The organism is Streptomyces sp. NBC_01471 (assembly GCF_041438865.1).
Taxonomy (GTDB): domain Bacteria; phylum Actinomycetota; class Actinomycetes; order Streptomycetales; family Streptomycetaceae; genus Streptomyces.
Window position 1 is genome coordinate 1,832,511 of the sequence record NZ_CP109450.1, and the last position, 14,259, is coordinate 1,846,769.

Annotated in this window: 9 protein-coding genes; 3 read left to right on the top strand and 6 right to left on the bottom strand. The window is 71.0% G+C overall.

Going from position 1 to position 14,259, the window contains the following annotated elements:
- The 3 genes from OG285_RS08045 to OG285_RS08055 all read right to left on the bottom strand — a co-directional run bounded on the left by OG285_RS08045 (position 1) and on the right by OG285_RS08055 (position 3,528).
- Complete coding sequence (locus OG285_RS08045) at positions 1-339, bottom strand: P-II family nitrogen regulator (RefSeq protein ID WP_356832717.1); 339 nt, start codon at positions 337-339, stop codon at positions 1-3.
- Complete coding sequence (locus OG285_RS08050) at positions 336-1,697, bottom strand: ammonium transporter (RefSeq protein WP_356832719.1); 1,362 nt, start codon at positions 1,695-1,697, stop codon at positions 336-338. The genes OG285_RS08045 and OG285_RS08050 overlap by 4 nt, the downstream gene beginning before the upstream one ends.
- A gap of 355 nt (positions 1,698-2,052) precedes the next feature.
- A complete protein-coding gene (locus OG285_RS08055; RefSeq protein ID WP_371790606.1) occupies positions 2,053-3,528 on the bottom strand; it encodes a hypothetical protein in 1,476 nt (491 codons plus the stop codon).
- A gap of 428 nt (positions 3,529-3,956) precedes the next feature.
- Here OG285_RS08055 and OG285_RS08060 point away from each other — a divergent pair, with 428 nt between their 5' ends.
- Positions 3,957-4,613 carry a bifunctional DNA primase/polymerase gene (locus OG285_RS08060; protein ID WP_356832723.1) on the top strand — a complete coding sequence of 219 codons (657 nt, stop codon included), beginning with the start codon at positions 3,957-3,959 and terminating at the stop codon, positions 4,611-4,613.
- A gap of 109 nt (positions 4,614-4,722) precedes the next feature.
- On the opposite strand, the gene ftsY is transcribed toward OG285_RS08060, so the two are convergent.
- Positions 4,723-5,943, bottom strand: coding sequence for a signal recognition particle-docking protein FtsY (gene ftsY, locus OG285_RS08065; protein ID WP_356832725.1), 1,221 nt, complete (start codon positions 5,941-5,943; stop codon positions 4,723-4,725).
- Between the two features lie 192 nt (positions 5,944-6,135).
- On the opposite strand from ftsY, the gene OG285_RS08070 reads away from it, so the two are divergent.
- Both OG285_RS08070 and OG285_RS08075 read left to right on the top strand, forming a co-directional pair.
- The gene (locus OG285_RS08070) at positions 6,136-7,611 is read left to right on the top strand and encodes a cytosine permease (protein WP_356832727.1); all 1,476 of its coding nucleotides are present in this window, start codon (positions 6,136-6,138) and stop codon (positions 7,609-7,611) included.
- A gap of 61 nt (positions 7,612-7,672) precedes the next feature.
- Positions 7,673-8,653 (top strand): LLM class flavin-dependent oxidoreductase, encoded by a 981-nt coding sequence (locus tag OG285_RS08075; protein ID WP_371790607.1) that lies wholly within the window; start codon positions 7,673-7,675, stop codon positions 8,651-8,653.
- 30 nt (positions 8,654-8,683) lie between these two features.
- Here the strand turns inward: OG285_RS08075 and OG285_RS08080 are convergent, their stop codons facing one another.
- Both OG285_RS08080 and OG285_RS08085 read right to left on the bottom strand, forming a co-directional pair.
- Entirely contained in the window at positions 8,684-10,102 is a 1,419-nt protein-coding gene (locus OG285_RS08080; RefSeq protein WP_356832731.1) for a sugar porter family MFS transporter, read from the bottom strand.
- A 131-nt stretch (positions 10,103-10,233) separates the two neighbouring features.
- Positions 10,234-14,070 (bottom strand): AAA family ATPase, encoded by a 3,837-nt coding sequence (locus OG285_RS08085; protein ID WP_371790608.1) that lies wholly within the window; start codon positions 14,068-14,070, stop codon positions 10,234-10,236.
- Positions 14,071-14,259: the final 189 nt, after the last annotated feature.

A 14,259-nucleotide genomic window follows, 5' to 3' on the forward strand; every position in this document is an offset into this window, starting at 1 on the left:
TCAGAGCGCGTCAGGGCCGCGTTCGCCGGTCCTGACCCGGATCGCTGTCTCGACCGGGACGCTCCAGACCTTGCCGTCACCGATCTTGCCGGTCCTGGCGGCTTTCACCACCACATCGATGAGCTGATCGGCGTCCGCGTCCTCGGCCAGGACCTCGATCCGGATCTTCGGCACCAGGTCCACGGTGTACTCGGCTCCCCGGTAGACCTCGGTGTGGCCGCGCTGGCGGCCGTAGCCGCTGGCCTCGGTGACCGTGAGGCCCTGGACGCCGAAGGCCTGGAGGGCCTCCTTGATCTCGTCCAGCCGGTGCGGCTTCACGACCGCGGTGATGAGCTTCATGCGTCCACCTTCTTGTTCGCGGGGCCCGCCTTGGCCGCGGTGCCCGCCACGCCGCCCGGAGCGGTCCCGGCCGTCCGGGAGCCGCCGCCCGCTCCGCTGTAGTCGTATGCCGTCTCGGCGTGCTCGTCCTGGTCGATGCCCGAGACCTCGACGTCCTCGGTGACCCGCATCCCCATCGTCCGGTCGATCAGGAAGGCGAGGCCGGCCGATACGACGAGTGAGTAGCCGAGGACCGAGAAGACCCCGATGGCCTGGATGCCGAGCTGGTGGAAGCCGCCGCCGTAGAAGACGCCCGCCACGTCGGACTGGACTCCGCCGGTGGCGAAGAAGCCGATGAGCAGGGAGCCGGTGATGCCGCCGACCATGTGGACGCCGACGACGTCGAGCGAGTCGTCGAAGCCGAAGCGGTACTTGAGGCCGACGGCCATGGCGCACAGCACTCCGGCGATGACGCCGATCGCGATGGCACCGAGCGGGCTGACAGCGCCGCCGGACGGCGTGATGGCGACCAGTCCGGCCACGGCGCCGGAGGCCGCACCGAGCGTGGTGAAGGAGCCGTGGCGGAACTTCTCGTACGCGAGCCAGGCGAGCATCGCGGCCGCGGTGGCGACCTGGGTGTTGAGGAACATCACCGCGCCCACGCCGTCGTCGTTGCCCAGCCACGATCCGGCGTTGAATCCGAACCAGCCGAACCACAGGAGGGCCGCGCCGAGCATCACCAGCGGGAGGCTGTGCGGGCGCATCGGGTCCTTCCTGAAGCCGACGCGCCTGCCGATCACCAGGATCACACCGAGCGCCGCCGCGCCCGCGTTGATGTGGACCGCCGTGCCTCCGGCGAAGTCGATGACGCCCTTCTCGAAGAGCCAGCCGTCGGACGCCCAGACCCAGTGGGCGACCGGGAAGTAGACGATCGTGACCCAGAGGACGATGAACAGCGCCCATGCCGTGAACTTCACGCGGTCGGCCAGCGCGCCGCTGATCAGCGCCGGGGTGATGATCGCGAACATCAGCTGGAAGACGGCGAAGACATAGACCGGGATGGTGTAGCCGGGCCACAGCTGGGTCAGCCCGATGCCGCTGAGTCCGAGGTAGTCCTTGGACCAGCCGAAGAATCCGTTGCTCGATCCGAAGGCCACGCTGAATCCGTAGAGCACCCAGAGGATCGTGACGATCCCGAGGCTGATGAAGCTCATCATCAGCATGTTCAGGGTGGATTTGACCCGGACCATGCCTCCGTAGAAGAAGGCGAGGCCCGGGGTCATGACCATCACCAGGGCCGAGCAGATGAGCATGAACCCGGTGTTGGCGGAAGACAGCTTCGGGGCTTCTGCAGCAAGGGTCATGATGCCTGTGGGCATCGGCGTCTCCTCGTCGTCGGTGCGGCCACCTGCGGGCGGGGGCTGTGGGGAGCGGCGGAACAGCGGCCTGTCATGCGTCAGAGACTGGCGCCGCGCCGTTTCCGCCGATGCCGTGTGATGTTTCACCGCAGTGACGAAGAGGCGGTACGTGTTACGCCCGGGTGAAGTGCGGGACGGGCCCCGGGGCCCAGGACCTGCCCCGCACAGGTGACCGGGCAGGTCGAAAACCGGCCACGACGGTCACCCTGTTGACCTGGCGCGGGGGAGCCGAGTCGGGCATCACGGGGTGACTGTCGTGGCCGGGGCCTTGGGGTGCCGCTGCCGCGGCAGTGCTGCTGCCGGCGGGGCCGCGGCCTCAGACCGCTTCGGCGGTCTCGGGCAGCTGCTCGGCGAGACGTTCGGTGAGGTCGATGACCGCGGGGACGTCGCCGAAGTTCCTGACCGCCGTGTCGACGGTCTTGCGGAGCCTGGTGTTGACGCGCTCGGAGCGGACGCGTCCGGCGATGTGCAGGGCCTGGGCGGCGTAGGAGGTGGACTGCTCGGGTTCCCGCTTCAGCAGGTGGACGGTGGCCATCCCGACCAGGTTCAGCGCGTACGAACGCTGGTGCTCCTCGTCCTTCTCGAAGAGCGCGACCGCGTTGTCGAGGACCGGCTCCGCGAGCGAGGCGTAGGTGGGGCTGCGGCCTGCCACATAGGCGAGATCGCGGAACGAGTGGCCGTTCTCGCCGTTCAGCTCGGCCTCGGAGAAGAAGCGGATCCAGTCGGGCTCCGGCTCGCCGTCGACGCCCGCGTCGGAGAAGGTGTCCTCGGCCATCCGCACGGCCCGTTTGCACTTGCTCGGCTGGCCCATGTTGGCGTAGGCGCGGGCCTCCATCGCATACAGCATCGCCTGGGTGCGGGGGGTGGCGCACTCGCGGCTGCCGTACTGGGCGAGATGGACGAGTTCCAGGGCGTCGTCGGGGCGGCCGAGATGGATCATCTGGCGGCTCATCGAGGACAGGATGTACGAGCCGAGCGGCTTGTCCCCGGCTTCCTTGGCCGCGTGCAGGGCGAGCACGAAGTACTTCTGGGCGGTGGGCTGGAGGCCGACGTCGTAACTCATCCACCCGGCCAGCTCGGCCAGTTCGGCAGCGCACCGGAACAGCCGCTTCGACGTGGCCCCCGGCTGCGGCTCCTGCAGCAGGTCGGTCACCTCGTGCAGCTGGCCGACGACCGCCTTGCGGCGCAGCCCGCCGCCGCACTGGGCGTCCCACTGACGGAACATCGCCGTGGTGGACTCCAGCAGTTCGAGCTCGGGCCCCGAGAGCCGGGAGGGGCGGCGGGCGTGGTCGGCGGGGAGCTCGACGGTGGGCTCGCCCCCGGGCGTGGGCACCAGCCAGCGCTGCATCGGCTCGATGAGCGACGGGCCCGCCGCCAGCGCGAGCGAGGCACCGAGGAAGCCGCGCCGGGCGAGCATCAGGTCGCTGCGGGAGAACTCGCTGAGCAGGGAGACCGTCTGCGGGCCCGCCCAGGGCATGTCGACACCCGAAACCGAGGGTGACTGGTGCGCCGCGCGCAGCCCCAGGTCCTCGATGGCGACCACGCTGCCGAAGCGTTCGGAGAACAGCTCCGAGAGGATGCGCGGAATGGGCTCACGCGGCTGCTCGCCGTCCAGCCAGCGCCGTACCCGCGAGGTGTCGGTGCTGATGTGGTGCGCGCCCATCTGCCGTGCCCTGCGGTTCACCTGGCGTGCCAGCTCGCCCTTCGACCAGCCGCTGCGCACGAACCACGAACCGAGCCGCTCGTTCGGGCGCTTGCCGGCACTCGTCTCGCCGTCGCCACTGCCGCCCACTGGAACGCCCCCATCCCGCTGAAGCCTCATTACGCCAACCCATATCAGAATGCCGCGAGTTGAGGTTCGCTGTCCGGCGCTTGCGCCCCTTCGAACAGAAAACCGGCTTGCCCCCGGCATACCCGTGAGTGCATCGACCCCGAGGGTTCATGCACCGAAAGTAATCCTACGATCACGCACCCGGCGAGGGCGATCCCGGAAACGCCACCATTCGCCACCCCTTCGAATGAACACCCCTGCCGCCAGGCGCGATTCACTTGACACTCGACGATCGGGAACGGGTGGGGCGATGCACGCCGGGGCGCGTGAACCGTTCCGCACCACCCCCAACGTCACCCCACGCCTCCCCGACCAGGGCGTTTGCGACACAGGGTGACGGAGAGGCTCCAGGTCGTAACCACCGGCGCGCACGACCCGTTGGAGGGGGCATGGGCTTCACTATCGGCGGCATCCGGGACATCCGCTCCGGCACCCGGCGTCGCGGCCGCACATCGGAGTGCACGGCGGTGGCCGAGTTCACCGGACTCTGGGGCTGGGACGTGGTTCCCGGCGCACGTGCGGCGGCGGGCAACTGCTCCTGCGGAGAGGCCGGGTGCGCGTCCCCGGGCGCCCATCCCCTCGGGTTCGCGCCCGAGGTGCCGGCGGGGGCCACCCTCGGTGAAGCGGCGAGAGCCTGGTCCCTGACACCGGGCGCCGCCGTGCTGCTGCCGGTCGGCCGCTGCTTCGACATCATCGATGTCGCCGAGCCCGCGGGGCGCACGGCCCTGATCCGGATGGAGCGGATGGGGCTGCCACTGGGGCCGGTGAGCGCGACCCCGGACGGCCGGGCCCAGTTCTTCGTCGCCCCCGGCGCCGCACGCGAACTCCCGGAGCTGCTCTACCGGATGGGCTGGGACGACGCGGACCTCGACCTGCACGGCCTGGGCCCCGGCGAACACATCACCGCACCGCCGTCGAACCACGCCGGCCTGGGCCCGGCCCGCTGGCTGCGCCCCCCGTCGCTGGAGACGGCGAGCGGCCCGCCCCAGGCCCGGCTGCTGCTCGGCACCCTCGCGTACATCTGCCACCGCCACGTCCCCGCCTGACGCGCCTCCCGTGCCGGCCGGCGCCGGTGCGGGAGAGCGCGAAGGGCCCCGCCGCATCTGCACCGTGCGGCGGGGCCCTTCGCGTTCTTCCTGCTTCAGACGGCCCGGTTCACTCCCCGACCAGCGCGTCCACGAACGCCTCGGGCTCGAACGGGGCCAGGTCGTCGGCTCCCTCTCCCAGGCCGACCAGCTTGACCGGTACGCCCAGTTCACGCTGGACCGCGATCACGATGCCGCCCTTGGCGGTGCCGTCCAGCTTGGTCAGCACGATGCCGGTGATGTCCACCACCTCGGCGAACACCCGCGCCTGCACCAGGCCGTTCTGCCCGGTCGTCGCGTCCAGTACGAGCAGCACCTCGTCCAGCGGACCGTGCTTCTCCACGACCCGCTTGACCTTGCCGAGCTCGTCCATCAGGCCGGTCTTCGTGTGCAGCCGCCCGGCGGTGTCGATGAGGACGACATCGGCGCCCTCCTTGATGCCTTCCTTCACCGCGTCGAAGGCGATCGACGCCGGGTCGCCGCCCTCGGGGCCGCGCACCGTGCGCGCGCCGACCCGGTCACCCCAGGTCTGGAGCTGGTCGGCGGCGGCGGCCCGGAAGGTGTCGGCCGCGCCGAGCACCACACTGCGGCCGTCGGCCACCAGGACCCGGGCGAGCTTGCCGGTGGTGGTGGTCTTGCCGGTGCCGTTGACCCCGACGACCATGACGACGCCCGGAGTCTCCAGGCCCCCCTCGGTCCTGACCGCACGGTCGAAGTCCGTACCGAGCAGATTCAGCAGTTCCTCGCGCAGCAGGGTGCGCAGATCCTGCGGTGTGCGGGTGCCGAGCACCCTGACGCGCTCCCGCAGGCGCTCGACCAGTTCCTGGGTCGGCGCGACCCCGACGTCGGCCGTGAGCAGGGTGTCCTCGATCTCCTCCCAGGTCTCCTCGTCGAGGTTGTCGCGGGAGAGCAGGGTGAGCAGTCCCTTGCCGAGCGAGTTCTGCGAGCGGGCGAGCCGGGCGCGCAGCCGTACGAGACGGCCCTCGGTCGGTTCCGGGATCTCGATCCGCGGAGCGACGGGCTCCGCGACGACCGGGTCCTCGACGGCGGCGGGTGCGCCCGCGGCCTCGTCGGCGGGCGGGAGATCCACCTCCTCGATGGTGCGGCGCGACTCTTCGCGCGGTGGGGCAGCGTCCTCGCCGACCTGGGGTTCGGCGGGCGGCGCTGTGATGGTCGGCGCGCTAGGCGGTGCCGGGGGCAGCTGCTTCTTCTTGCGGCTGCTGACCACGAGCCCGCTGATCGCGCCGACAGCGACCAGGGCGATGACTACAGCAAGGATCACGATTTCCATAACCCACCCAGTATCAGTCACGGCTCAGTGATCGTTCACAGCCCGGCCGTACGTCGCTTCGTCGGATCACACAAGGGACTAAATCCTCTATTTGAAATTTTCGCGGCGCCCCTACCATGATGTCGATATCTACGCGCGTCACATCATCTCCTCCCCGTCCCCAACTCCCCTCACACGTGCACGGAGTACCCCATGCCCCACGCCTCCGACGTCGAAGGCGCGGTGGAGACCCGCGGTCTCGAACCCGTCCCGGACAACGAACGCAAAGGCCGTGTCCGCGACCTGATCCCGACCTGGGTTGCCGCCAATATCAGTGTGCTGCTGCTCGCGATGGGCGCGAGCCTGGTCGTCGCCGACAAGCTGAACTTCTGGCAGGCGCTGATCGCGGCCTTCGTGGCCCCGGTCATCAGCTACGGACTGGTCGGCTTCATCAGCATCGCGGGCAAGCGCGGCGGCGCCCCCGGTATGGCCCTGTCCCGTTCGGTCTTCGGCCAGCGCGGCAATCTGCTGCCCGGCTCGCTGATCTGGATCGCCCGCTGGGGCTGGGAGACGATCAACGCGGTGACCGGTGCGTACGCGCTCCTCACCGTGCTCGACATCTGCTTCGGCATCCACAGCAGCACCCCGCTGATCATCGTGACCCTGCTGCTGTTCGTCGCCGCCACCTTCCTGATCTCGGGTCTCGGCATCAACGCCCTGCATGTGTGCAACAAGTGGTCCACGTACCTCTTCGGGATCTTCTCCGTCCTGGTGCTGGTCTACCTGATCGCCGACACCGACTGGTCCGCCGTCTTCGCCAAGCCGGCCGGCACCACCGCCTCCCTGGTCGCGGGCATAGGACTGATCGCCGCCGGTGGCCTCAGCTGGGTCCCGACCGGTCCGGACTTCGCGCGGTACCTGCCGCGCCGCTCCTCCGGCGGGGGCATGATCGGCGCTTCCATCGGCGGCGCGGGCATCGTCGTCCTGCCGATGGTGCTGATGGGCGCCGTGATGGCGGTCTCCACCCCGGACCTCGCGAACGCCTCCGACCCGGTCTCCTTCCTCGGCAAGGTCCTGCCGATGTGGATCGCGGTGCCGTACCTGCTGATCGCCGTGGTCGGCATGGTTCTGATCAACGCGATGTCGATGTACTCGGCCGGCTTCACCGCGCTGACGCTCGGCATCAAGGTGCCGCGCGCCTGGGCGGTCTCCGTGAACGCCGCGATCAGCGTGGTGCTCGGGCTGATCCTGATGCTGGCGGCGACGAGCTTCCTCGGCTCCTTCGTCGCGTTCCTCTCCCTGCTCGCGGTGGCCTTCTCCGCCTGGATCGGGGTCTTCGGCGCGGACATGCTGCTCGGGCGCACCTACGACCCGGTGGCGCTGATGGACACCACCCGGACCAGCGCCTACTGGTACCGGGGCGGCTTCAGCCCCGCCGCCGTCATCGCCTGGCTCGTCGCGCTGGTCACCGGGATGCTGTTCACCACCGCGGGCACAGCGGGCTCCGCCTGGTTCACCGGACCGTTCGCGGACAGCTGGCTCGGCCGCAACGGCCTCGGCTGGGTCGTCACCATCCTGGTCTCGGGCGTGCTCTACGCCGTGCTCCCGAAGCCCGGGCCGAAGGGACGGCCCGGCGCCGCGGGCCAGGGTCCCGACGCCGACCGTGAGCCCGCGACCCTACCTATCTGACGCGACGTCAGCTACCGTCCCCCTTCGCCAGCTCCCACCCGGCGAAGGGGGACTTCCCGTCATGGCCTTCACAGTCGTCAGGTTCAATCTCGTCGATCCGCGGGCGACCCCCGAGTCACTCTCCGCCCGCTACCGCACCGCCCTGGAGATGGCCGCTTACGCCGACGACCACGGCGTCGACACCGTCCAGACCGAGGAACACCACGGCGTCGGCAACAACTGGCTGCCCTCCCCGTTCGTCTTCGCGGGCTCCGTCTTCGGAGCCACCCGCCGGATCGCGGTCACCGTCTCCGCGATCATCGGTCCGCTCTACGACCCGCTGCGGCTCGCGGAGGACATCGCGGTCCTCGATCTGATCGGCGCGGGCCGCCTGGTCACGGTGGCGGGCATCGGCTACCGGCCCGACGAGTACGCGCAGCAGGGTGTCGAGTGGACCCGGCGCGGCCGGCTCCAGGACGAACTCCTCGAAACCCTGCTGGCCGCGTGGACGGGCGAGCCGTTCGCGTACCGGGGGCGTACGGTGCGGGTCACCCCGCGCCCGTACACCAGCCCGCACCCGCTGCTGCTCGTCGGCGGATCGTCCCGGGCGGCGGCCCGCCGGGCGGCGCGGCTGGGACTGCCGCTGTTCCCGAGCGCGTATCTGCCGGATCTGGAGGCGTACTACCACCAGCAGCGCGTGGAGTACGGGACCGAGGGCTTCTGCATGATGCCGGAGGCCGAGACCCCGCTGCTGCACATCGCGGAGGATCCCGACCGGGCCTGGGCCGAGTACGGCGAGTACTTCCTGCACGAGGCGCGCACGTACTCCTCCTGGCAGTCGTCGGACATCCACTCCGCGGTCCGTTCGGCGGCGGAGACGGTGGACGGGCTGCGTGCGGAGGGCGTCTACCGGATCGTCACCCCGGACGCGTGCGTGGCCCTGGCCGAGGGCGGCGCCGGAAGCCTCGTGCTGCATCCGCTGTGCGGCGGGATACCGGTGGACGAGGGCTGGCGCAGTCTGCGTCTGTTCGCGGAACGCGTGCTGCCCCGGCTCAAGGACTGAGCAGGGGCAGCACGGTGCGGTCCGGGGTCGTCAGCCCATCTCCTCCAGCGTCTTGCCCTTGGTCTCCTTCACGAACAGCAGCACGAAGGGGATCGAGAGCACGGCGAAGACCGTGTAGATCACGTACGTCGCGGAGAGGTTCCAGTCGGAGAGGCTCGGGAAGCTGGCCGTGATCGCCCAGTTGGCGATCCACTGGGCCGAAGCGGCCACCCCGAGGGCGGCGGCGCGGATCTTGTTCGGGAACATCTCGCCGAGGAAGACCCAGACGACGACACCCCACGACATCGCGAAGAAGAACACGAACCAGTGGGCGGCGATGAGCGCGACCCAGCCCTGGACGCTCGGCAGCTTGCCGCCGACGAGATGGTACGAGAACGCCCAGGCCTCCAGCGCGAGCCCGATGACCATGCCCACGGAGCCGATCAGCACGAGCGGGCGGCGACCGATCCGGTCGACGAGGACCATGGCGACCACGGTGCCGATGATGTTGATGATGGAGGTGGTGAACGAGTACAGGAACGAGGTCGACGGGTCGATGCCCACGGACTGCCACAGGGTCGCGGAGTAGTAGAAGGCGACGTTGATGCCGACCAGTTGCTGGAAGGCCGAGAGGCCGATACCGATCCAGACGATGCGTTTGAAGTAGAAGCCCCCGCCCAGCAGGTCCTTGAACGTCGACTTGTGCTCGCGCTTCATGGCGAGCCGGATCTCCTGCACCCGGGCGTCGAGATCGATGTGCTCCCCCTCGACCTCGGAGAGCACCTTCCTGGCCCGGTCCGCCTTGCCCGCCTGGATCAGGTAGCGGGGCGACTCGGGGATCGCGAAGGAGAGCAGCCCGTAGATGACGGCCGGGATCACCATGACGCCGAGCATGAGCTGCCAGGCCTCGACGCCCAGCAGCTTCCCCCGCTGGTTTCCGTTCGCGGTCTGGAGGATGCCGTAGTTGACGAGCTGCGAGATGGCGATGCCGATGACGATGGCCGCCTGCTGGAAGGACCCGAGCCGGCCCCGGTACGCGGGCGGGGACACCTCGGCGATGTAGGCGGGGCCGATGACCGAGGCCATTCCGATGCCGAAACCGCCGATGATGCGCCAGAGGGCCAGGTCCCACAGGGCGAAGGGGAGCGCGGAGCCGACGGCGCTGATGGTGAACAGTACGGACGCGATCTGCATGCAGCGGATGCGCCCGATGCGGTCGGCGATGCGGCCGGCCGTCGCCGCGCCGATCGCACAGCCGATCAGGGCGACGGCGATGACCTGGGCGAGGGTCGCCGAACCGACGTCGTACTTGCCGCGGATGCCCTCGACCGCTCCGTTGATCACCGAGCTGTCGTAGCCGAACAGGAAACCGCCCATCGCGGCCGCCGCCGTGATGAAGACGACGTGGGCGAGGTGCTCCGGGGCAGCGGGGCTGCCTCCGGCCTGCGGTGTGTTCGCCGTGCTGGTCACATGAGCTCCTCGGGCCCGTCCGCGATGACGGCCATGGGGGTACGAGCCCCTCCAGTTGCGCACAGCTTCCGGGCGCACACCACTTGGGGACCGCTCCGCCTGAGGGCCACTCAGAACGGCCCGGGCCCGGCTCAGCGCAGGCGCTGGCTGATCACCTTGGAGACCCCGTCGCCCTGCATGGAGACGCCGTAGAGCGCGTCGGCCACCTCCATCGTCCGCTTCTGGTGAGTGATCACGATGAGCTGGGAGCTCTCCTGGAGCTCCTCCATGATCCGGATCAGCCGCTGGAGGTTGGTGTCGTCGAGCGCGGCCTCCACCTCGTCCATCACGTAGAACGGACTGGGCCTGGCCTTGAAGATCGACACCAGCAGGGCCACGGCGGTCAGTGACCGCTCCCCGCCGGAGAGCAGCGAGAGGCGCTTGACCTTCTTGCCCGGCGGCCGGGCCTCGACGTCCACGCCGGTGGTGAGCATGTTGCCCGGGTCGGTCAGGATCAGCCGCCCGTCGCCGCCGGGGAAGAGCCGGGCGAAGACCCCTTCGAACTCGCGTGCGGTGTCGCGGTACGCCTCGGTGAAGACCTGCTCGACCCGCTCGTCGACCTCCTTGACCACCAGCAGGAGGTCGGCCCGCGTCTTCTTCAGGTCCTCCAGCTGCTCGGAGAGGAACTTGTGCCGCTCCTCCAGCGCGGAGAACTCCTCCAGGGCGAGCGGATTCACCTTTCCGAGTTGCTGGTACGCCCGTTCGGCCGACCTGAGCCGCTTCTCCTGCCCGGCCCGGTCGAAGGGGACCGGCTGGTTCCGCGGATCGTCCGGATCGTCGGGCAGCTCCTCCCCCTCGGCGGCCGGGGACGGCGGCACCGGCTGGTCCGGGCCGTAGTCGGCGACCAGCCCGGCCGGCTCCACGCCCAGCTCCTCCAGGGCCCTGGTCTCCAGCTGCTCGATCCGCAGCCGCTTCTCGGCGCCGAGCACCTCACCGCGGTGCACCGAGTCGGTGAGCCGGTCCAGTTCGGCCTTGAGGTCACGGCCCCGGTTCCGCTCGGCGGCCAGCTCCTGCTCGCGCCCGGCCTTCGCGGCCTCGGCGGCCGCTCGCTCCTGCTCGGCGCGGACCAGCGACACCTCAACGTGGGCGAGCAGCTGGCGCGCCCCGTCCGCGACCGCCGACGCGACCGCGGCCTCGTGGCGCAGCCGGGCGCGGCGCTGCTCGGCGCGCACCCGGGCCTCACGCTCGGCGCGCGCTCCCCGGTCGAGTGCTTCGGCCCGCCCCGCGAGCCCCTTCACCCTCTCCTCATGGGTACGGGCCTGGAGCATGGCCTCCATGTCGGTCTGCCGGGCGTTGGCGCCGTCGGCGGCGAGCCGGTCCCGTACGGAGGTGTCCGGCTCCTCCTCCATCGGTGACTCCTCGGCCACCAGCAGCCGTTCGGCCAGCTCCTCGGCCTCCCCGGTCGCGCGCTCCAGGGCCTCCTGGGCCTTGGCGGCGGCCGCCGCCGACCGCTCGGCCTCGCCCGCCGCGCCCCGGGCCTGCCCGGCGAGGCGCCCGAGCTGCTGGGCGACACCGGACTTCTCCCGGTCGGCGGTGCGCCGCAGCTCCGCCAGCTCGTCGACGAGCGCCGCGCACTCCGCGCGCCGCCCGGCCGCGGCGCGCTGCGCGCCGGCCAGCTCCTCGCACCGTACGGCCAGCTCGGCAAGCCCGGCGGCGGCCTCGTCCACGGACGCCTGTACCTCCAGCAGACTGGGCGCACCGGCGGACCCGCCGTGCGCGAAGTGTGCTCCCAGGACATCGCCTTCGGCGGTCACGGCGGTCAGCCCGGGCCGTTCGGCGATCAGGTCCTCGGCGTCTTCGAGGGTGCCTACGACGACGATGTCGCGCAGCAGTCTGCGCACCCCGGGCAGCAGCTCGGCGGGGCCGCCGACCAGATCGACGGCGAAGGGCGCGGCGAGTGCGACGGCCGGGCGGCCGGGCCCGGTCCCGCCGGCCGCCTCGGGGCCGCTCCCCGCAGGGCCTCCGCTGCCGGGCGCACCGTCGCCGCCCCGGACCTCCGGCACTCCGGTGCCCGCCTGCCCCGGAACGGCCGTACGGGACGTGCCACCGGGCGTCGCGGCCTCCTGCCCCGGAAGCTCCTGTCCGGGGGCACCGGCGTGCGGCGGCCGGGCTTCGGTATGCGGTGGCCGGACCCCGCCGGCCGTGGACCCGGCCGGTCCGGTGGCCTGGCCGGGCAGTCCACCGGACCCGGACTCCCGCGACGGTACGGCGGCCACGCCGGGCAGCAGGGTCGCGCGGCCCGCGTCCTGCTTGCGCAACCTCCGGATCGCGTCCGCCGCGGTGGCCGTGTCGCGCACCGCGAGGGCGTCGGCCGCCACCCCCAGTGCGGCGGCCACCGGGACCTCGTACCCGGCGGCCACCGTCAGCAGTTCCGCGACCGGGCCCAGCAGACCTGCCGGACGGTCGTCGGCTCCGAGCAGCACGCCCGTGCCGTCCTTGCGGCGCAGTCCGAGCGCCAGCGCCTCGTGCCGGGCCGCCAGCGCGGCCCGCTCGCGCTCGGCGGCCGTCGCGGACTCCCGGGACCCGGTGAGGGCGCTCTCCGCTTCCGCCAGCGCGGACTTCGCCGCGCTGTGCCGCTCGGCGAGTTCCAGGTCACCGGCGTCGAGTCCGTCGACCTCGGCCTTGAGCTGTTCGTACTCCTGCTGGGCCGCGGCGGCGCGCTCCTGCGCCCCGTCCCGCGCCTCGGCGAGCCGGTCGATCTCGGCCTGCGCCGAACCGGCTCTGCTGCGGGCCGCGTTGACCTGCCCGTTCAGCCGGGCGAGCCCCTCACGCCGGTCGGCGATGGCGCGGGCGGCGTCCCTGAGCCTGCGCTCCTCGGCGGCCAGCTCCCGTTCCAGCTCGGCCCGGTGCGCGGAGGTGTCCTCCAGTGCGCGCTCGGCGGACTCCAGCGCGGCCTCCAGCTCCGCCTCCTGCTCCCGGATCCTGGCGGCCTCGCGCTCCATGTCCTCGGGGTCACGGCCCCGCCGCTCCTCCTCGGGGGCGGCGGACGCGCTCTTCACCCGTGCGTCGGCGAGCGAGATCGTCCCGCGCACCCGCTCGGCCAGCTGCGACAGCTCGTACCAGGTCTGCTGGGCCCGCTGGAGGCGCGGGGCGAGCCGGCGCACCTCGTCCTCCAGTCCGGCCTCGCGCGACAGGGCGGCCCTGAGTGCCTCCTCCGCCGTCTCCCGGCGCTCCTTCAGCGCGGCCTCGTCGGCGATCTCGCTCCGCAGCGCCCGGCGCATCGTCACCAGGTCGTCGGCGAGCAGCCGCAGCCGCGCGTCCCTGAGGTCGGCCTGGATGACAGCGGCACGCCGGGCGACCGCGGCCTGCCGCCCCAAGGGCTTGAGCTGGCGCCGCAGTTCATCGGTGAGGTCCTGGACACGGGCGAGGTTGGCCTGCATCGCGTCCAGCTTCCGCAGCGCCTTCTCCTTGCGCTTGCGGTGCTTCAGTACGCCGGCCGCCTCCTCGATGAAGGCCCGGCGCCCCATCGGATCCGCGTGCAGTACGGAGTCGAGCTGGCCCTGCCCGACGATGACGTGCATCTCGCGGCCGATCCCGGAATCGGAGAGCAGTTCCTGGATGTCGAGCAGCCGGCAGGTGTCGCCGTTGATCTGGTACTCACTGCCGCCGTTGCGGAACATGATCCGCGTGATGGTGACTTCCGCGTACTCGATGGGCAGCGCACCGTCGGAGTTGTCGATGGTGAGCGAGACCTCGGCGCGGCCCAGCGGCGGGCGGCCGGTCGTCCCGGCGAAGATGACGTCTTCCATCTTGCCGCCGCGCAGCGACTTGGCGCCCTGCTCCCCCATGACCCACGAGAGCGCGTCGACCACGTTGGACTTGCCGGATCCGTTGGGGCCCACGACACAGGTGATGCCGGGCTCGAACCGGAGGGTGGTGGCCGAGGCAAAGGATTTGAACCCGCGGAGGGTCATGGCCTTGAGGTGCACGCCGCCGGACTCTACCTTTCACTGCCGGTTTCGCCCATGAAGGTGCAGGGCACATCAGACGGTAAAGGAACCACACACGGCAGTGCGTGACGGGGCAGTCCGTGAAGTGTTCGGTTCAGGACCGGGGGAAAGAGCGGAAAAGAAAGAAGGGACGCCGAAGCGTCCCTTGCATATCCTTGCGCATTGGAT

What these genes read in the sequence shown, in the direction of transcription:
- OG285_RS08045 (WP_356832717.1), bottom strand. Translation starts at nt 339, where the DNA reads ATGAAGCTCATCACCGCGGTCGTGAAGCCGCACCGGCTGGACGAGATC.
- OG285_RS08050 (WP_356832719.1), bottom strand. Translation starts at nt 1,697, where the DNA reads ATGCCCACAGGCATCATGACCCTTGCTGCAGAAGCCCCGAAGCTGTCT.
- OG285_RS08060 (WP_356832723.1), top strand. Translation starts at nt 3,957, where the DNA reads ATGGGCTTCACTATCGGCGGCATCCGGGACATCCGCTCCGGCACCCGG.
- ftsY (WP_356832725.1), bottom strand. Translation starts at nt 5,943, where the DNA reads ATGGAAATCGTGATCCTTGCTGTAGTCATCGCCCTGGTCGCTGTCGGC.
- OG285_RS08075 (WP_371790607.1), top strand. Translation starts at nt 7,673, where the DNA reads ATGGCCTTCACAGTCGTCAGGTTCAATCTCGTCGATCCGCGGGCGACC.
- OG285_RS08070 (WP_356832727.1), top strand. Translation starts at nt 6,136, where the DNA reads ATGCCCCACGCCTCCGACGTCGAAGGCGCGGTGGAGACCCGCGGTCTC.